This window comes from Acinetobacter sp. YH12241, assembly GCF_013417535.1.
Lineage (GTDB): Bacteria > Pseudomonadota > Gammaproteobacteria > Pseudomonadales > Moraxellaceae > Acinetobacter.
In genome coordinates, this window is sequence record NZ_VPDQ01000001.1 from 237249 (window position 1) to 255974 (window position 18726).

Genomic DNA, 18726 nt, shown 5'->3' on the forward strand with positions numbered 1-18726 from the left:
GAAAATTGAATGGCTCGTATTGCCGGTGTAAACATTCCGGATAACAAGCATGCTGTTATCTCTCTAACGTACATCTTTGGTATTGGTCGCCACACTGCTAAGTCAATCTTAGCTGCTGCGGGTATCCCAACTACTACTAAGATCCGTGAATTAGATGACGCTCAGCTTGATGCGATTCGTGCAGAAATTGCCAAGGTTCCGACCGAAGGTGATTTACGTCGCGAAATTTCCATGAACATTAAACGTTTAATGGATTTAGGCTGCTACCGCGGTCTTCGTCATCGTCGCAGCTTGCCTGTCCGTGGTCAACGCACCAAAACTAACGCACGTACCCGTAAAGGTCCGCGCAAACCAATTAAGAAATAAGATTTCTGGAAGCTAAAAGATGGCTAAAGATACTCGCACACGCAAGAAGGTCACTCGTACCGTCTCTGAAGGTGTTGCACACATTCACGCTTCTTTTAATAACACCATTGTGACTATTACCGATCGTCAAGGTAATGCACTGGCTTGGGCCACTTCAGGTGGACAAGGCTTCCGTGGATCACGTAAATCAACTCCGTTTGCTGCTCAGGTAGCTGCTGAAGTTGCTGGTAAAGCTGCTTTAGATTACGGTTTGAAAAACTTGGACGTCCTTGTGAAAGGTCCTGGTCCAGGTCGTGAGTCTGCGGTTCGTGCATTAGGTGCAGTGGGTTATAAAATTAACAGCATTACCGATGTGACTCCAATCCCTCACAACGGTTGCCGTCCACCTAAAAAACGTCGCGTGTAAGGAGAAACATTCATGGCTCGTTATATTGGTCCAAAATGCAAACTCTCTCGCCGCGAAGGGACAGACCTGCAATTAAAATCTGGCGTTAAACCATTTGACGTCAAAACTAAAAAACACGCTAAAGCTCCTGGTCAACATGGTGGAGCTCGTGGCGGTAAACAATCTGAGTACTCACTACAATTACGTGAAAAACAAAAAGTACGTCGTATGTACGGTGTTTTAGAGCGTCAATTTAGTAACTACTACAAAGAAGCTGCTCGTGTTAAAGGCGCAACTGGTGAAAACCTGTTGAAATTGCTCGAAAGCCGTCTTGATAACGTTGTTTATCGCATGGGTTTTGGTTCTACACGTGCAGAAGCTCGTCAGTTAGTATCTCACCGTTCAATCACTTTAAATGGCCGCCGCGTTAACATCGCGTCTATCCAAGTTAAAGCTGGTGACGTGATTGCAGTTCACGAAGGCGCTAAACAACAATTACGTATCAAAAACGCAATTGAATTAGCTGCTCAACGTGGCATTCCTTCTTGGATGGAAGTAGATCATTCTAAACTAGAAGGTACGTTCAAAGCTGCACCGGATCGTTCTGATTTACCTGCTGAAATCAACGAAAGCTTGATTGTAGAATTGTATTCTAAATAATCCTTGAGGTAGCAATATGACGCGTACTGCAAATGAGTTTCTAACTCCGCAAGCGATCAAGGTCGAAGCGGCAAGCGGGACCTCGGCAAAAGTTATTCTAGAACCCTTAGAGCGTGGCTTTGGTCATACTCTGGGCAATGCTTTACGTCGCATCCTTCTTTCTTCTTTACCTGGCGCTGCTGTGGTAGAAGTTGAGATTGAAGGTGTTGAGCACGAGTACAGTACTTTGGAAGGCTTGCAGCAGGACATCGTCGAGCTCTTGCTGAACCTAAAAGGATTGTCTATTAAGCTGTTCGATCAAAATGAAGCTTATTTAACATTAGAGAAACAAGGTCCAGGCGACGTAACTGCGGCTGACCTTCGTTTACCTCATAATGTTGAAGTGGTTAACCCTGAACACTTGATCGGCACATTAAGTGCATCAGGCAATCTTAAGATGCGCCTGAAAGTGGCTCAAGGCCGTGGCTACGAGACTTCTGACTCACGTTTCCCAGAAGGCGAGACTCGCCCAGTGGGTCGCTTACAGTTAGATGCATCTTACAGCCCGATCAAACGTGTGTCTTACACAGTGGAAAACGCTCGTGTAGAACAACGTACTGACCTTGATAAACTGGTCATTGATCTTGAAACCAACGGTACAGTTGATCCAGAAGAAGCAATCCGCAAAGCGGCAACAATCTTGCAACAACAAATTGCAATCTTTGTTGATCTTCAGAAAGATCAAGCTCCTGTGGCTCAAGAACCTCGTGAAGAAGTTGATCCAATTTTGCTTCGTCCAGTAGATGATCTAGAGCTAACTGTTCGTTCTGCTAACTGTTTGAAAGCAGAAAACATTTACTACATTGGTGATCTTGTACAGCGTACTGAGGTTGAGTTACTTAAAACTCCTAACCTTGGTAAAAAATCGCTTACTGAGATCAAAGATGTTCTGGCTTCCAAAGGCTTACAACTCGGCATGCGTTTAGAGAACTGGCCACCAGCTAGTCTCCGTATGGACGATCGTTTCGCCTATCGTAGCCGTTAATTAAGTAGGACTATCACCATGCGTCATCGTAATAGTGGTGTGAAATTAGGCCGTACAAGCAGTCATCGTAAAGCGATGTTCCAAAACATGGCTAACTCTTTGTTCGAGCACGAGTTGATCAAAACAACTGTGCCTAAAGCAAAAGAATTACGTCGTGTTGCTGAGCCTTTAATCACTTTAGCTAAAGTCGATACAGTAGCAAACCGTCGTTTGGCGTTTGCTCGTACTCGTTCAGCTGCAACTGTTGGTAAATTATTTACCGTTCTTGGCCCTCGTTACAAAGAGCGTAACGGCGGTTATCTACGTGTTCTTAAAGCGGGCTTCCGTGCAGGTGATGCTGCACCGATGGCTTACGTTGAGCTAGTAGATCGCGAAGTTAACTAATTTCGTGTAGAGCAGCAAACGTTGTTCGAAAAGGTCGGTTGAATAAACCGGCCTTTTTTATTGTCTTGCATTTACCCATTATCAGGCAGTTTAGAAATTTGTCCTGAAAAGATAAGAAAATAATCACTTTTATTCAAACTTGACATTGTGTATTGTCAATTTTGTGATTTAATAAAATATATGACAATGCTCAGGTAAAAGAAGAATATGGAAAAGCAAGTTGATATTTTAATTGTAGGCGCGGGGATCTCGGGAATTGGTCTGGCGGCCCATCTTTCTAAACATAGTCCTCAACGCTCATTCGAAATTATTGAACGTCGCGAAAGCTTTGGCGGTACGTGGGACCTGTTTAAATATCCTGGTATCCGTTCAGATTCGGACATGTCGACTTTTGGCTTCAACTTTAAGCCTTGGAAAAAAGAAAGTGTATTGGCTTCTGGCTCGGCAATTAAAAATTATCTTGCAGAAGTGGTTCAGGAATTTAACTTGAGCTCAAAAATTCATTTTCAACATCGCGTCGTTAGTGTCAATTATGATTCAGCGACACGTAAATGGTCAGTCGTAGCTGAAAACGCTCAGGGCAAAAAGCAGACCTGGATCGCTAACTTTGTTCTTGGCTGTACGGGTTACTACAATTATGATCAAGGCTTCCAGCCGGAATTCCCGAATCAGGATGCATTCAAAGGTACATTCATTCACCCGCAGCATTGGCCTGAAAATCTGGACTATAGCGGAAAAAAAGTAGTGATTATTGGCAGTGGTGCGACAGCGATTACCCTAGTTCCAGCCATGGTGAAAGGCGGTGCAGGGCATGTGACCATGTTACAGCGCTCTCCAACCTATATCGCTTCAGTTCCTTCGATCGACATGATTTACTCAAAAATGCGTAAATTATTGCCAGAAGACGTGGCCTATAAGCTGACCCGTGCGCGTAATATCGGCATGCAGCGTGGTATCTACGCACTTGCACAAAAACAGCCAAAACTACTGAAAACATTATTATTGAAATCTGTACAGTTTCAGTTGAAAGGGAAAGTGGATATGAAACACTTTACCCCGAATTATGAACCTTGGGATCAGCGCCTATGTGTAGTGCCAGATGGGGATTTATTCAAAATCCTGCGTGAAGGTCATGCATCTGTAGAAACAGATCATATCGAGAAATTTACTGAAACTGGGATTCAGCTGAAATCAGGTAAACATCTGGATGCGGATATTATTGTGTCTGCTACTGGTTTAAATATTCAGATTCTGGGTGGTATTCAGGCCACGATGGACGGCAAGCCTTTGGATACGTCGAAGCATATGCTGTATCAAGGGGTGATGGTCAGTGATGTACCGAATATGGCGCTGATTATTGGCTATATCAATGCTTCCTGGACCTTGAAAGTGGATATTGCCGCAGAATATATCTGCCGTCTGCTCAATTATATGGATCAGCATGGTTATGATGAAGTGATTCCAGAAGGGGATGCTACGGAATTACTTGAAGATACGGTGATGGGTAGTTTAACTTCAGGCTATATTGCCCGTGCCGCAGATGTGATGCCGAAACAGGGTAAGCATGCACCTTGGAAAGTATCTAATAACTACTTGGCAGACCGTAAAGAGCTTAAAACGGCATCTTTTGAAGATGGAGTATTGAAATTCAAATCGAAATCCAGTGCTGTGCCAGCCAAGCCAAGATTGGTGTCTTAAGTATAGACATAGATAAAAGGAGTACCTGATGTACTCCTTTTTCATATTTCAAATTAGAGTGATCTGGAAATCAGTTCCTTCATGATTTCATTGGTTCCTGCATAAATGCGGTTCGCGCGATTATCCAGGTACGCTCGTGCAATCGGATATTCCAGCATATAGCCATAACCGCCATGCAGTTGTAGGCATTCATCCACCACGTTGCTATACAGTTCAGAAATTTTGTATTTAGCAGCTGCGGCGGCATCAACTCCCAATTTTTGAATAAGCTGTAGTTGCATACAACGGTCCAGATAAGCTCGGCAGATTTCAATTTCGGTACGCAGTTCTGCCAGTTTAAAACGGGTATTTTGAAAAGCGCTGATCGGTTTGCCAAAGGCTTGACGTTCTTTGGTGTATTTTACCGTATGTGCGAATGCCGCTTCTGCCCCTGCCTGACATATGATGGCCACAATTAACCGCTCCCAAGCCAGTTCTTTCATCAGCATCATAAAACCCATGCCTTCCTGACCTAGCAGGTTTTCTTTAGGCACACGGACATTGTCAAAGAACAGTTCACAGGTATCCTGACCTTTCATGCCGATTTTATTTAAGGGTTTACCTTTACTAAATCCTGCACGATCTGCTTCGACCATAATCAAAGAAAGATTGGCAGAGCCTTTCTCACTATGACCCGTCTTACATACCGCAATTGCCGTATCACAAAGATAGCCATTGGTAATGAATATCTTGGAACCATTAATCACATACTCATCACCCTCTAATACAGCACTAGTGCGTACTGCCTGCAGGTCGGAGCCAGTTCCAGGTTCGGTCATCGCAATTGCCGTGACCACTTCACCTGTTGCCATTTTCGGGAGCCATTGCTGCTTTTGTGTTTCATTGCCAAAGTTCAGAATATAATTGGCTACGATATCGGAGTGCAGTGAAAATCCTGTCGCAGAGTCGCCTGCATAGGCCTGTTCCTCGATCAGAATCATGCTGTATAAACGATCTACCCCTGAACCGCCATAAGCTTCAGGCATCGTGGCACAGAGAAGGCCAAGTTCACCGGCTTTATTCCAGAGCTCACGATCGACATGCTGTTGCTGTTCATATTTTTCTGTATGAGGAATCACTTCCTTTTCATAGAATTTACGGACCATCTCCCGAAAGGCTTCATGTTCATCATTGAAAAGTTGACGTGGCAGCATGCTGGCCAATGGACGGATCGCGCTCGAATGCATCTTATAATTCCCTTATTGTGATGTTTTATTTAACTTAAGATAGAGCAGATGAGGGAACAATGAGCTGAATGTTCAAATCTGGGAAATCTACTGATGCTTTTGGTCATTTGTATGAAATACCTCGAAATTCAGCAATGGCTTAAGGTAAACTACTCAGGTTTGTAACGAGTTGGGAAAATTCGATGACTGATGACATCACCTTAGAAGAGCGCAAAGTAATTTATCGCGCGCGTCGTGGCTTGAAAGAGATCGATGTATATTTTGATCCCTACGTGAAAAACTATTATCTCAATGCTGATCCCTTCGAAAAACAGATGTTTGCTGAGCTGGTTGCACAGGAAGATCCGGACCTGTTGGACTGGTTTATGGAAGTGTCAGAACCCCCACGCCCTGAATTAAAAGATTTTATCAAGAAACTTAAATTTTACGTTCATGGATAATCGTTGTTTCAAGCTGAAACGCAGCAAGTGTGCACTGGTGTTTCAGCTTTTTATTTTTGCTGTATTAATGTTCCTGCTGTATCAGTTATTGCCTGTGACAATTTGGCTGGTTTGTGGCGTCATCGGTCTGGTCATCTATCAGTTGTTTTATCGCAAGACACCACACATTGAGCAGTTTGAATATCTGGATGGACGTGAATGGTCACTGACAGCGGCTGCGCAAGGCACACGGCGAGTATTGATCAGTCATGTGATTGATCACCAAGCTTATATCGTGGTGTATTTCCAGCATGCAAAAGCACGTCCGTTGCTCATCTGGTGTGACCAGTTACCTTTTAAACAATGGAAGTCTTTGAAAGTTTTAACAAAAATACTTTAATTGTCCGACAAATGACATTCCAAAATTTTAAATAAATTCATTAAAAATAAAGATTTATCCGCTAACCCCGCTTGAATTGTCAGACAAAAAATCATATTTCCCTGTAAAAACAATGAATTGTCTGACAATTTTTCAGCTGCTTTTTTTATAAGCAGGTACATTTAAGTCACCAACAGCGAACACAGGAGATCATGATGGAATTTCCAATGTGGATGTTTTTGATCGTTGCGATTGTGATGGCCCTAGTCATAGGACGGCTGGGAACGGTGCTGAAGGACAGATTTTCACCTAAATAACAGAATTAAGCTCGAGAACCTATTTTCTTCTCGGCTTGCCAAGTTGATAAGTAGCATGTGCTGAACCGTCGCAATGCTACTTTTTTTTGCCCAAAATTTGGGATTTTATCTACTACAGTCAATTGCAGCTGGGCAATTTAATGGCAAAGTGTCTGGTCTAAATTAGAGTAAATACTCTTTTATTCGTTATATGCTTCTGATATGTTTAGCAGAATAATGGACATAATCACAATTATAGAGGACAGGAAAATGTCGAGCGTCCGAAAAATATGCCAAGGTATGGCGACCATTGCAATAACAACAACAGTTCTAACAGGATGTTCTCAGGTCATTAAAACCGGTGCCAATGTGGCGCTGGGCTTCACTGAAAAGCATATTGTTCCACCAATCCTGGCGATGGATGATGCCGAGATGGTGTGTAATTCCGGGAATTCTTTAACACCAGCCATCATGTCGACCAAGGAAATGGGGGCTGATCCGACTCGTGTTGCGGTACTGATGTACTCCGCAGCAGGGATTTGTGCCGAGCAGAAAGCGCTGGATGCAGAGCTACGGTATCTGCGTGCTTCTAAAGTCAATCAGGTGACTGAAGCTCAGGATGCGCGGATTGAGCAGAAACGCTGGGCTGCACTGGCTGCACAACGCCAGTACACGGGTTATCAGTTATTCCAGACCCGTTATGAGAAAAAATATAAAAAAGCGCTGGGTGAAGGCTGTCCACGCATGAACAGTGATATTGAACAGACAGTTTATCTGCTGGGCATGCTAAGTGGCTTGCAAGCCATGACCAATGACATTAACTCGGGTGGGGCCGTACAAGTACCCAAAGATATTGCGGCTGTGGTCGAGCGTGGCATGACCTGTCTGGATAATACCAAATTCTGGGGCGCACCAAATGCAACTCGTGCTGTGATCTGGACTTTATTGCCAGGGGCAGGTGATGGGAAACCTGATCCTTACCAAACTCTGAAACAGTCAGTACAAATTGGTGAGCAAAAAGGTGTACGTTTATCACATGCCTTATATGCTGTAGCGGCACAGGCCAGTGGGGATGATGCCAAAATTCGTGATGCGTTAAGAACCTTTGATCAGGCACGTAGTGATGAGAAGCCGGTCAATCCTCAGTTCAAGCTGATCGACAGTATGGCTGCCATTATGGTGAATGGTATTTCTGACCGTTACTGGACTGAAAATACCGGTATTCGTAGTGCAGATGATGGCATGCAGACCTTCTGGGATGAAACAGATAATTCTTCAGAACTGGATGATCTGTTTAGCGCTGACCTATAAATTAATGAAAAATTAAGTGAATGATGCTCATAGAGGTCATTTTCAATATGCTGAAAGGAGTTCAAGGAGCCGATGCAAGATCAACATCTTCGACGAAAAATTATTTTTCTGGCGGCTTTTGTCTCTCTTTCAGCGAGTTTGCAAATCTTTAACGATGCTTTCATCTACTGGCAGGAAAGTCTGCTCGGGGAGTTTTGGCGGCTCTGGACCGCGCACTGGGTGCATGTCGGCTGGACCCATTATTTTCTGAATATTCTTGCCTTTATCTGTCTACCTTTCATTTTCCCCCGTGCATCTGTGTGGCATTTCGTCTCGATTCTTTTAATTCTGCCGCCGTTGATTAGCCTGAGTTTTTATTTTTTTCTGCCAAATATTGAAGCATATGCAGGACTATCCGGGGTATTACATGGGGCCTATGTCGCAGTCGCCTGTGTGCATCTGCTTTATCAACGCGAACGTGGATTTGCCGTGCTGGTATTATTTTTAATCTTTGCCAAACTGATTTGGGAAAATACCATTGGAAATCAGGAAACTGCACAACTTATCGGCAGTCCGGTACTGGTCGAAGCGCATTTATTAGGGGTGATCTGGGGAGTGGTAGTCGCATTGCTCTATATCTTGGGCAATTATGTCCAGGATAGCTGAAACTGTTGGCAGAAAAGACAAAAAGAAAAGATAAATTGTCATTTTTATTCTGCTGATTTTCATGCAGAGTCAAAACAGAAAATAATGATACTGACCCTTGTAAAGGAATTTTCGGGGCAGACAGGAAGACCAGCGCTTAAAAGAATGTAAGGCGCGAAAACAAGAATAGGAAAATACATGCACAACGATAATCAAAACAGATCAGGATTAGGTCTGTTACGTTATATCTGGACAGAGTGGATCTCGACCTTTGTCGTGCTCATCTTGCTCTTACTGACCTTAGTGATTGGAACCGGGGAAATGATTCATGGTCAGTTACTGCGTATGGGCGAGCGTCTGTATGGTGATCCGGCGACAGGCATGCAGTATTCGTTTTTGCGTGCTGAACCGAAAGCGCCTCAATGTGATCGTAATATTAATGTCGATCAAAAAGTTCAGGAGCAGATGAAAGCAGATGCCGCCGATGAATATGCCGATTTCTTCGGCGTACGTTCTGAAGCGGATGTACGTGCTGCAGTGATGCAGGCACAACAGGTTTGTGAAGAGTCTTACCAGTTCTATGACAAGGCGATAACGCATATTGAAGCGCATCCAAGTATTCGCGCCTATCGCAGTTTTGAAACATCATTCTTTGGCATTTTTAAGTTCGGGACTGAAAACCGTGCCTTGCTGCTGATCATTATGGTGGTATTCGCTGCAATCAGTGCGACATTGAAAACCCATCATATCGGTCTACGTAGTCCAGCCACCCGTATCGATTTCAAAGTCTATTCTGTGGCGATGCTGATCGCGAACAGTTTCCTGGTCTATTCTTCCTACAGCCAATATATGTCGGTGCTGAATTCCGGGGTGCCGATGGGAGACATGAAGTATGTCTACTGGCTATGGATGATTCTCTTTGGGACATTGACCCTGATCAGTCTGTACCAAGTCATTAAGCCACCTCAGGCGACCCGAGAAGGGGGTAGTTTCGGACTGGCTTTCTTAAGCGTGCCACTTTATGCCTATATGGCTATCAGTACCGGGTTTAACTTTGTCTTCTTGATGGATTACCCGATGGGTCAGGGCATCTATCTGGGGCAACTGGTTGAGTTTTCGAGCATCTTCCTGAATCTGGCCTTATTTATCTGGGCCGGTATGTTGCTGAAACAAACCCGTGTCGTAGACATGTTCCTGAATATCCTGCGTCCATGGAATCTGGCGCCAGAAACCTTGACCTGGTTAATCCTGCTGGCAGCTGCATTACCAACCGCTTATACCGGTGCATCCGGGATTTTCGTGATTGCTGCAGGTGCGATCATTTATAAGGAAGTGTGGAATGCCGGTGGTCGCCGTCAGTTTGCCTTGGCAGCAACCGCCATGTCGGGTTCACTCGGTGTGGTATTACGTCCATGTCTATTAATTGTTGTGGTGGCTTCACTGAACAAGGAAGTGACGACAGATATGCTGTATCACTACGGTGTCTACGTCTTCCTGCTCAGTTCAACATTGTTCCTGATCATTTCGCTATTCTTTGCTGAAAGCAAGTTCCGTATTGCTGCACCTGGTCTGGCTGCACCACAGTCTGCACGTGCCTTTGTAAATGTGATTCCTTATATCGTGATTTTCATCCTGATCTGGCTGTTCTACAAATATGCCTTGTCTACAGATCTGAATGAATTTACTGCGCCTGTCATGATGCCAGTCATTCTATTGATGATCGTGCTATTTGATAAGTTGCGTCACGAGCCTGCACCATTACCGCCAGTGGGACATTGGGATGAAACCTTAACCACCACCTTAGGTTCAGCAAATACGCCTGCAATGGCGACCGCGGGTACAGCCATTAATGCTGAATATCGTGAAGCAGACCATATTGAGCAGCAGGGCAGTGAGCTGGCTGTAGACCATGGTTTAAAACGTTCGGCTGTTGGTGAAAGCCTGCGTCAAGTTGGCTTCTGGAAATCATTACACATTTCGACCAGTGAAACGGTTGGACACATTGGTGCGCTGGTGATCCTGATGGCACTGTCTGTCAGTGTGGGCGGCCTGCTGGAACGTATGGAAATTATGGAAGCGTTCCCGACAGATATTAGCAGTACCATTCTGGTGATTTCCATGATTGTTGGCCTGATGGTGTTCGTTGGCATGATCATGGACCCATTCGGTGCGGTGATCCTGATTTCAGCAACCGTTGCACCAGTTGCCTATCAGTATGGAATTCATCCTGTGCATTTCTGGATGATTACCTTGATTGGTTTTGAGCTGGGTTATGTGACACCGCCAGTTGCCCTGAACCATCTGTTAGCAAGGCAATCCATTGGTGATGCGGAGGTGGCTGAAGCGGATGCAGAAGTTCGACATAAGTCCTTCTATTATCGCTATGAGCGCTGGATTTTACCGATGATTGTGTTACTGCCAGCGATGCTGATCATTGCTTATGTGCCTTATGTATTTAAGCTCTTCGGCTGGTATCAGTAATTTAAGCAAATCAAAAAAAGCACCTTCGGGTGCTTTTTTATTGTGGCCTTAACGCAGCCTAAGCTTATTTTGTAAAGCAGGGCTACAGAGTAAAATCCCACAAAATATCAGTCCTAGTCCGAGCAGGCTATAGAGATCCGGAATTTCTTCCCAGAATAAAAAGCCCCATAAGCCAGCAAAGAAAATTGCAATATAGTTCACTGGCCCAATCTGACCAGCAGGTGCCAGTTTATAAGCATTGGATAGAAATAACTGACTGGTATTTGCCAATAAACCGGCTGCAATTAAATAACCGAGTTCAGTCAGGGTATAAGGACGCCAATGCCAGAACATTGGAATCATGGAAATCAGGGTGCCGATCAGACAGAAATAAAACACAATCCGTTCTGGCGGTTCGGTTTGGGTTAGAGCACGAACCGTAACAAAAGCCATAGCAGCCAGGAAGCTGGCACTCAAGCCAATCACGGACATCAGGTTAAATAAACCGGAATCAGGCTTAGCCACGCACAACACGCCAATAAAACCGATCGCAGCAGCCAGTAACATGCTTTGAGTGACTTTTTCTTTTAGAAACAGCCAAGCAATCAGCGGAATAAAAATTGGTGAGGAATAGGTAAAGACCATGGCATTGGAGAGCTTTAAATGTGCAATGGCATAGAAAAATCCATACATCGCCGTCAGACCTGCGACAGAGCGCCAGGTGTGCATCCAGAGTTTTTCAGTTTTAAAAAAACTAATGCCTTTATTGAAGATTAAAGGAAGAAAAATAAACAGGCCGACAAAATTCCGGAAAAATACCACAGTGGCATTGTCAACGGTGTGTGTGGCGAAGCGGATACAGACGCCCATGACTGAAAACAAAAAAGCGGAACAGGTCAGAAAGACAATTGCCTTAACCAGATGCGAGGGAGAGGCTACACTCATGAGGGAACTTAGCTAGAAAATCTGTGGATATTCTAGCTGAAAATCCCTAACTCATTCTGACTATTGTGCCAGTTGTGCTTCGAGTAACTTGATTTGTTCCTCTTTAAGTTTAATCAGCTCATCCGCATCACTATGCTGTTGCTTCAGGCTTTTTTCCTGCTCATTGAGCTGTTGCTGAATATCTTCCAGTTTGGCAATTTCTTCTTTCGCCAAAGTGGCATTCTCAGTAACTTCTTCTCTTATAATAGAGGCATCGACCAGAACATTTTCAGAAGTAGGCACAATTTCTTCCGGTTCAGGTTCTGCTTTAGGTGCGGCGTGTGTCACCGGTGCATGCATCAAGTCACCCTGATGTGCTGGTAATGTTTCATTTTGCGTGAGAAAAAACTGTGTAATTATTAAAACAGCAATAATCACAACAATTAATCCACTCACTATTCCCCATAAAAGTTTAGGATTTTGTCGATGATCTAGAGTCATTTAGGTTCCCGAAATTATTCTTTTGGCTGACGGGGTTTAAACTGAATCACACCAATTTCATCCGGAACGGCTGGTGACTCAGGTTCCTCGATATGGGTAGGACGGTTTTCTTCATACCCACATTCGATACATTCAATCCATTCAGCTTCACCAGAGGTCAGCATAACGATCCGATCCAACGCCTGACATTTAGGACATTTTGCGCCTGCAATGAAACGACGTTTGATAGCCATCATACTCACCCTGTGATTTACTTAAAAACGTAGTTTAAGCGTTTTTAGAGCGGTTCGTCCAACCTTGATGACGTAACAAAGCATCTATTTTTGGCTCGCGTCCGCGGAAATTGATAAATGCGTCAAGTGCTGTATCTTTTCCGCCAACTGCTAGAATTTTTTGTCTAAACTGCTTTCCGGTTTCAGTGTTAAAAATTCCTTCTTCTTCGAAGCGATCGAAGGCATCACTGGCCAAAACTTCTGCCCATTTATAAGAATAATAGCCCGCTGCATATCCACCCGCGAAGATATGACTGAAGCTGTGCTGGAATCGGTTATATGCTGTAGTAGGTAAAACGGCATATTTTTCACGAATCTCGTTTAAGGTTGCCTGAATCTGTTCAGCACTCAATGCCGGATTGGCACGGTGAATGGTCAGGTCGAATAAAGCAAATTCCAGCTGACGCAAAGTTTGCATACCGGACTGGAAGAAACGGGCATCTAATAAAGCTTTTAACAAGTCAGCAGGTAAGACTTCCTTGGTTTCGATATGTTCGCTGAGCAGGTTTAAACTGTCCTGATCCCAGGCCCAGAATTCCATAAACTGGCTTGGTAGTTCGACAGCATCCCAATCCACGCCATGCGTACCAGCCACGGCAATATTGTCCACCTCTGTCAGCATATGATGCAGACCGTGACCAAACTCATGAAACAGGGTAATCACTTCATCATGAGTCAGTAGTGCAGGGCGGTTACCCACAGGTGGAGTAAAGTTTGCTACCATATAACAGATTGGTTTTTGCAGGCCTTCAGCAATTTGCATGCGTGAACGGAAGCCGCTCATCCAGGCACCGCCACGTTTGCCCTGACGTGCATAGAGATCGAAATAGAAACCGCCAATCACTTCGCCCTGATCTTCCAGTTCAAAATAACGCGTATCTGGATGCCAGACTGGCGCTTCACGTTCAACCACCTGAATGTCATATAAACGTTTCAGGATACTGAACAGGCCTTGCAGAATTTTTGGAGCCGGGAAGTAGGGTTTTAGCGATTCCTGAGACAGATTAAACTGCTGCATTTTCAGCTTTTCAGAATAGTAACTGCTGTCCCAGGGCTTTAATTCAGTAATACCATCTTTAGCAGCAATGGCTTTCAGTTCAGCCACTTCCTGTTTAGCAGGCGCACGGGCATGTTCCGCCAGATCACGCAGGAATTCATCAACAGCTTCGACATTTGGCGCCATTTTGCTGGCCAGTGAATATTCGGCATAGTTATTAAAGCCTAATAGTGCTGCCATTTCCTGACGTAATTTCAGGATTTCTTCCATGATGGCTGTATTGTCAAATTCAGTCTGTTCGGACTGATCTGACGCGCGTGTGGTATAGGCTTTATAGAGTTCTTCACGCAGGCCACGATCTTCGGCATGAGTCATAATTGCCAGATAAGACGGGAAATCTAAAGTGGCAACCGGCTGATCCAGTTCACGTTGCTGGCCATACTGTTTTAAGAGTTCAATATTGCTTTCAGACAGGCCCGCTAATTCTTCTTCCTTAAGCGGTCTGAAATAAGCTTGAGTTGCATCCAGTACATGATTGGAGAAATCTGAGGAAAGTTGTGACAAACGTGCAGAAATTTCTGCATAGCGTTTTTTGGCTTCACCCTCTAGAGCCACACCTGACAATTTAAAGTCACGTAGCGCCAGTTTAATTGCACTTTGCTGAGCTTCCGGCAGTTCATTGAAGACCGGTGCATCCTGTACATGCTGATAGGTTTGATATAGCGCCGTATGCTGGCCCAACTGGGTATAGTAATCACTTAGACCCGGTAATAATGCCTGATAGACATCACGGGTTTCACTATTATTCATGACTGCGTTGAGATGCGACAAAACACCCCAGGACTCGCTCATATTATTTTCTAGCGTGTCGACCTGTTTCAGAACAGCAAGTTGTTCCTGGACAGTATCAGGTGTCTGGTTCAGTTCATTTAGAAATTGCAAACCTTGCTGAATGCAGTTTTCAATTTTTTGTTTAAGATCTGCCAGCGTAATCTGATCGAATTGTGGAACGGGTAAAGTTGCTTTTTCTAATGTCATGTCGTTTCTGCCGAAGTCATTTCCTGTGTTAAATCTAGATGTAGGGCTTATTGGCAGGGAAATCAAGCATACGACGGTATTATTTATTCGACTTCAGACTGGATCCTGATCTCTTCAATCTCATGCACAATGCTGCCTAAATTACTTGTTGTAAGCTTAAGCTGTAGTTCAACGGGTTTATTTTGATAAAGCAGAAACTCAGAAGCAGATAACTCCATAACCGGTAAATGTCTATATTCTGTGTCAAAGGCATAAGAGATATGATTTCGAACACCTTTGAATTTCCCAGCCTGAGTAGTAATCGAAATACTGTTAGTTTCGCCTGTCAGCTTCGTATAAAGATAGGGTGGATAGGTGGTCAGATTAATCCAAAGTGCTGAGATCATGACCGAAGGAAAGATAAAAAGACTATAAAATTTGGGGCACTTTCTGAAATTACGCCAATGATAAGGTGGAAACCATAAACCATGCTGTTTGAGTCTTATAAAATACAGCAATATTCCAATACATATGACACAGCTTATAATCAATGCAAAATAATTCGTAAGTGGCGTTGCTACAAAATTAAAATACTTGAGTGCAATAAAGTCACTGAGGATCAAAATCGTAAAAATTAGAATCGCATAGATATGTAAATGCTGTTTATTATTTGATGCAATAAGCATGATATTTTTTTAGTCGTTATTTAACTGAATTATAAAATAAAAAGAGCGCCGTAGCGCTCTTTTTATGATCATCAGAAATTATTCAGTCTTGGCTTTTGCATTCGACTTTTTCTTTTTGATCTTGGCTTTTTTCTTTACTTTATCTTTAGCCTTTGCTTCAGACTTTCCTGCAGATTTTTTAGCAGGCTTTTTGCTGTAGGAACTGGGCTTGGATTTGTCTTTTTTGCGTCGTATGGGCTGTTCTCCATCATCACTGGGCTGGGCTTTTTGCGCACGCTCATGATTATTGAAGACTTCCTCTTTTGCTTCCGGACGTGGTGCAGGTTTTTTTTCTGCGACACGTGGAGCACGGGCGCGAATTGGACGACCCGCATGAGTCAGTTGCTGGATCAATTCAAAGTCAATTTTGCGTTCTTCCAGATTGACTCCAGCGACCTTGATCTTGACTTCATCACCCAGACCAAAGATCTGGCCACGGTTCTGGCCGACCAGACTCTGGCTGCTTTGATCAAAGACAAAGAAGTCATCGCCCAACTGGCTAACATGCACCATACCATCGACATAGAGGTCTTTCAGCGTGACAAACAAACCAAATTCAGCCGTTGCACTGATAATTCCGACGAACTCTTCACCAAGATGTTGCTGCATATAGTGACATTTCAGCCAGGTCGTTACAGAGCGGGAGGCTTCATCAGCACGGCGTTCTGTCGCTGAGAAATGCTCACCGGCATCATCTAAAGATGCACCTGAAATTGGATATGGCTTTTTACTCAAATGAGCTTTGATAGCACGATGTAATAACAGATCCGGATAACGGCGAATTGGAGAGGTGAAGTGTGTATACGCTTCATAGGCCAGACCAAAGTGGCCAGCATTGTCGGCACCGTAATAGGCTTGCATCATGGAACGTAATAACACGGCATGAATACTTGGCGCATCAATCCGGTCTTTGGTCGCTTCAATCACCGCTTGATAATCGGCTTGTGTTGGCTGTTCCGGGAATGGCAGACCCAGCAGCTTCACGAAATCACGAACTTTCTGGATACGTGAGAACTCTGGTGGTTGATGCACCCGGTATAGCATCGGTATTTCATTTTTCAATGCATATTCAGCTGCTGCAACGTTGGCTAGCAACATACATTCTTCAATCAGCTTATGCGCATCATTACGGGTTCGTGGCAGAATCTCATTGATACCGCCCAGCTCATCGAAAGTCATATAGGTTTCAATGGTTTCGAATTCCATTGCATTACGTTCAGCACGTAAGTCTTTTAAAATTTGATACAACTGGAACAGGGTATTTAGTGATTTACGTACGCTACGATCTTCCGTGATTGCTGTGCTATAACCTTCAAAATACTTCGCGACCTGATCATAGGTCAGACGTGCCTTGGAATGCATCACCGAAGGATAGAATTCATATCCGGTCACTCGGCCAGCTCGTGACAGTTTCAGATCACAGACCATGCACAGGCGATCGACATTCGGATTTAATGAACACAGGCCATTAGAGAGTGCTTCAGGCAACATTGGTAAAACGAAGTGTGGGAAATACACGGATGTCCCGCGTTCTTGCGCTTCATCATCCAGTGGTTTGCCCGGACGTACATAATGACTCACATCAGCAATTGCCACGACGACACGATAACCACCGCCCGGACGTTTTTCTGCATAAACCGCATCATCAAAGTCACGTGCATCTTCCCCGTCAATGGTGACAAGCGCTAAATCACGTAGATCGACACGGCCTTCACGGTCTTTGGCAGAAGGTTCTTTAAAACTTTCCGCTTCTTTCAACACTTCTTCAGGAAATTCATACGGCAGGCCATATTCCAGAATCGTCTGTGGAATGATGATTTCGGTATCGGCTTTATCTGCCATCGACTGCACAATATGGCCAGTCGCAAATTCTTCTTTGGTTGGGTAGGTATCAATTGCCACGCGGATTGAATCGCCGACTTTGACCTTGGCATGCTCGATCAGCTCTTTTTCTAGAGTAATTGGCTGATGTGCATTTGGATTGGCTGGCTGAACAAAGTATTCGCCTTCATATTCAGACACTTTCCCGATGATCTGTTTGACACGATGCTGCAAGACTTCGGTAATAAAGCCCCAAGCTTTACCTTTGCGATCTACTGAGGTCTGACGGACTTTAACACGGTCACCATTAAAGACCTGACGCAATTCACGCTCAGGTAAGAGCAGGTCATCTTCACCTGAAATATTGGCTGTGCCGCTTCCCTTGGAGTTGATATACACCGTTGCTTCATGCTCAGGCTGTTCCGCCGCGATCTGGAACTTGTAACCGTCTTTCATTAATTGCCCGTCACGTACCATCGCGATCAGACGATGGCTCAGGGCATCAATACTTTTTTGATCGGCAATTTCAAAATATTCCACCAGGTCGGCATGGGACAGGGCAGTTTTTTCTTCTATAGTTTCGAGAATCAGGGTACGGCTTGGAATAGGGTTGTCATAACGTTCGGCTTCAGCTTTTGCTTCAGGATCGACCCAATTTTTCATCATATCTTTAAAGTGTCCTTGGAGATAGGTTTAGCATAAGTCATGTCAGTGCAGACTGCACGTAAATGATTGCAATAATCTGTTTAAGTTTTCGATTTTTGGCTAATTTTAGATAACTGGAAATTTATCGGGTTTTTCAGGACTTAAATGACTAAAAACAGGGAAATTGTTTAAAAAGTATTTAAACGAGCAAAAATATGCAGTTTTTTTTCAAGCTGTGCTTGCAGTGCTATGCCGAAATTTGTATTATGGCGGCACGTTACGGTGAGATGGGTGAGTGGCTGAAACCACGTCCCTGCTAAGGACGCATACGGGTAACTGTATCGAGGGTTCGAATCCCTCTCTCACCGCCACTTTACTTATGTCGCGCTCATAGCTCAGCTGGATAGAGCACTTGGCTACGAACTAAGGGGTCGGGAGTTCGAATCTCTCTGAGCGCACCAATAAGTAAATCGGAAAATAACGCAGTCTATAAAGACGACACAAGTTACGCGCTCATAGCTCAGCTGGATAGAGCACTTGGCTACGAACTAAGGGGTCGGGAGTTCGAATCTCTCTGAGCGCACCAACTTGA

18 protein-coding genes and 3 tRNA genes are annotated in these 18726 nt (G+C 44.2%); 14 read left to right on the forward strand and 7 right to left on the reverse strand.

The window, feature by feature from the left end:
- Positions 1 to 9: 9 nt before the first annotated feature.
- The 6 genes from rpsM to FTV18_RS01250 all read left to right on the forward strand — a co-directional run bounded on the left by rpsM (position 10) and on the right by FTV18_RS01250 (position 4517).
- Complete coding sequence (gene rpsM / locus FTV18_RS01225) at positions 10 to 366, forward strand: 30S ribosomal protein S13 (RefSeq protein ID WP_004786893.1); 357 nt, start codon at positions 10 to 12, stop codon at positions 364 to 366.
- A 19-nt stretch (positions 367 to 385) separates the two neighbouring features.
- A complete protein-coding gene (gene rpsK / locus FTV18_RS01230) occupies positions 386 to 772 on the forward strand; it encodes a 30S ribosomal protein S11 (protein ID WP_001040166.1) in 387 nt (128 codons plus the stop codon).
- A 12-nt stretch (positions 773 to 784) separates the two neighbouring features.
- Positions 785 to 1411 carry a 30S ribosomal protein S4 gene (gene rpsD, locus FTV18_RS01235; RefSeq protein WP_004786890.1) on the forward strand — a complete coding sequence of 209 codons (627 nt, stop codon included), beginning with the start codon at positions 785 to 787 and terminating at the stop codon, positions 1409 to 1411.
- 16 nt (positions 1412 to 1427) lie between these two features.
- Positions 1428 to 2435: a DNA-directed RNA polymerase subunit alpha gene (locus FTV18_RS01240; protein ID WP_004786889.1), complete on the forward strand. Its 1008-nt coding sequence runs from the start codon at positions 1428 to 1430 to the stop codon at positions 2433 to 2435.
- An 18-nt stretch (positions 2436 to 2453) separates the two neighbouring features.
- A complete protein-coding gene (gene rplQ, locus FTV18_RS01245; protein WP_004786886.1) occupies positions 2454 to 2819 on the forward strand; it encodes a 50S ribosomal protein L17 in 366 nt (121 codons plus the stop codon).
- 207 nt (positions 2820 to 3026) lie between these two features.
- Positions 3027 to 4517, forward strand: coding sequence for an NAD(P)/FAD-dependent oxidoreductase (locus tag FTV18_RS01250; RefSeq protein WP_180016537.1), 1491 nt, complete (start codon positions 3027 to 3029; stop codon positions 4515 to 4517).
- 53 nt (positions 4518 to 4570) lie between these two features.
- On the opposite strand, the gene FTV18_RS01255 is transcribed toward FTV18_RS01250, so the two are convergent.
- A complete protein-coding gene (locus FTV18_RS01255; protein WP_180016536.1) occupies positions 4571 to 5743 on the reverse strand; it encodes an acyl-CoA dehydrogenase family protein in 1173 nt (390 codons plus the stop codon).
- Between the two features lie 182 nt (positions 5744 to 5925).
- Here FTV18_RS01255 and FTV18_RS01260 point away from each other — a divergent pair, with 182 nt between their 5' ends.
- The 5 genes from FTV18_RS01260 (at position 5926) to FTV18_RS01280 (ending at position 11253) form a co-directional block, all read left to right on the forward strand.
- Positions 5926 to 6183, forward strand: coding sequence for a succinate dehydrogenase assembly factor 2 (locus FTV18_RS01260; protein ID WP_005233752.1), 258 nt, complete (start codon positions 5926 to 5928; stop codon positions 6181 to 6183).
- The gene (locus FTV18_RS01265) at positions 6176 to 6562 is read left to right on the forward strand and encodes a hypothetical protein (RefSeq protein ID WP_180016535.1); all 387 of its coding nucleotides are present in this window, start codon (positions 6176 to 6178) and stop codon (positions 6560 to 6562) included. Before FTV18_RS01260 ends, FTV18_RS01265 begins: the two co-directional genes overlap by 8 nt.
- Before the next feature lie 545 nt (positions 6563 to 7107).
- Complete coding sequence (locus FTV18_RS01270) at positions 7108 to 8148, forward strand: hypothetical protein (protein ID WP_004786877.1); 1041 nt, start codon at positions 7108 to 7110, stop codon at positions 8146 to 8148.
- Between the two features lie 72 nt (positions 8149 to 8220).
- On the forward strand, positions 8221 to 8793 hold the full coding sequence (gene rrtA / locus FTV18_RS01275) for a rhombosortase (protein ID WP_180016534.1): 573 nt from the start codon (positions 8221 to 8223) through the stop codon (positions 8791 to 8793).
- Between the two features lie 177 nt (positions 8794 to 8970).
- Positions 8971 to 11253, forward strand: a complete 2283-nt coding sequence (locus FTV18_RS01280) for a TRAP transporter large permease subunit (protein ID WP_180016533.1) — start codon at positions 8971 to 8973, stop codon at positions 11251 to 11253.
- A gap of 48 nt (positions 11254 to 11301) precedes the next feature.
- Here the strand turns inward: FTV18_RS01280 and FTV18_RS01285 are convergent, their stop codons facing one another.
- The 6 genes from FTV18_RS01285 to rnr all read right to left on the reverse strand — a co-directional run bounded on the left by FTV18_RS01285 (position 11302) and on the right by rnr (position 18155).
- A complete protein-coding gene (locus FTV18_RS01285) occupies positions 11302 to 12177 on the reverse strand; it encodes a DMT family transporter (RefSeq protein WP_180016532.1) in 876 nt (291 codons plus the stop codon).
- A gap of 60 nt (positions 12178 to 12237) precedes the next feature.
- Positions 12238 to 12657 (reverse strand): hypothetical protein, encoded by a 420-nt coding sequence (locus tag FTV18_RS01290; RefSeq protein ID WP_180016531.1) that lies wholly within the window; start codon positions 12655 to 12657, stop codon positions 12238 to 12240.
- 14 nt (positions 12658 to 12671) lie between these two features.
- Positions 12672 to 12884 (reverse strand): YheV family putative zinc ribbon protein, encoded by a 213-nt coding sequence (locus FTV18_RS01295; protein ID WP_171064841.1) that lies wholly within the window; start codon positions 12882 to 12884, stop codon positions 12672 to 12674.
- 40 nt (positions 12885 to 12924) lie between these two features.
- A complete protein-coding gene (locus tag FTV18_RS01300; protein ID WP_180012366.1) occupies positions 12925 to 14964 on the reverse strand; it encodes a M3 family metallopeptidase in 2040 nt (679 codons plus the stop codon).
- 83 nt (positions 14965 to 15047) lie between these two features.
- Positions 15048 to 15629 carry a hypothetical protein gene (locus FTV18_RS01305; RefSeq protein ID WP_179992776.1) on the reverse strand — a complete coding sequence of 194 codons (582 nt, stop codon included), beginning with the start codon at positions 15627 to 15629 and terminating at the stop codon, positions 15048 to 15050.
- A gap of 78 nt (positions 15630 to 15707) precedes the next feature.
- The gene (rnr, locus tag FTV18_RS01310) at positions 15708 to 18155 is read right to left on the reverse strand and encodes a ribonuclease R (protein WP_180016530.1); all 2448 of its coding nucleotides are present in this window, start codon (positions 18153 to 18155) and stop codon (positions 15708 to 15710) included.
- Between the two features lie 260 nt (positions 18156 to 18415).
- On the opposite strand from rnr, the gene FTV18_RS01315 reads away from it, so the two are divergent.
- The 3 genes from FTV18_RS01315 (at position 18416) to FTV18_RS01325 (ending at position 18720) form a co-directional block, all read left to right on the forward strand.
- Positions 18416 to 18505, forward strand: a tRNA-Ser gene (locus FTV18_RS01315).
- A gap of 13 nt (positions 18506 to 18518) precedes the next feature.
- A tRNA-Arg gene (locus tag FTV18_RS01320) sits at positions 18519 to 18595 on the forward strand.
- Between the two features lie 48 nt (positions 18596 to 18643).
- Positions 18644 to 18720 (forward strand) — tRNA-Arg (locus tag FTV18_RS01325).
- The last annotated feature ends 6 nt before the right edge of the window (positions 18721 to 18726 follow it).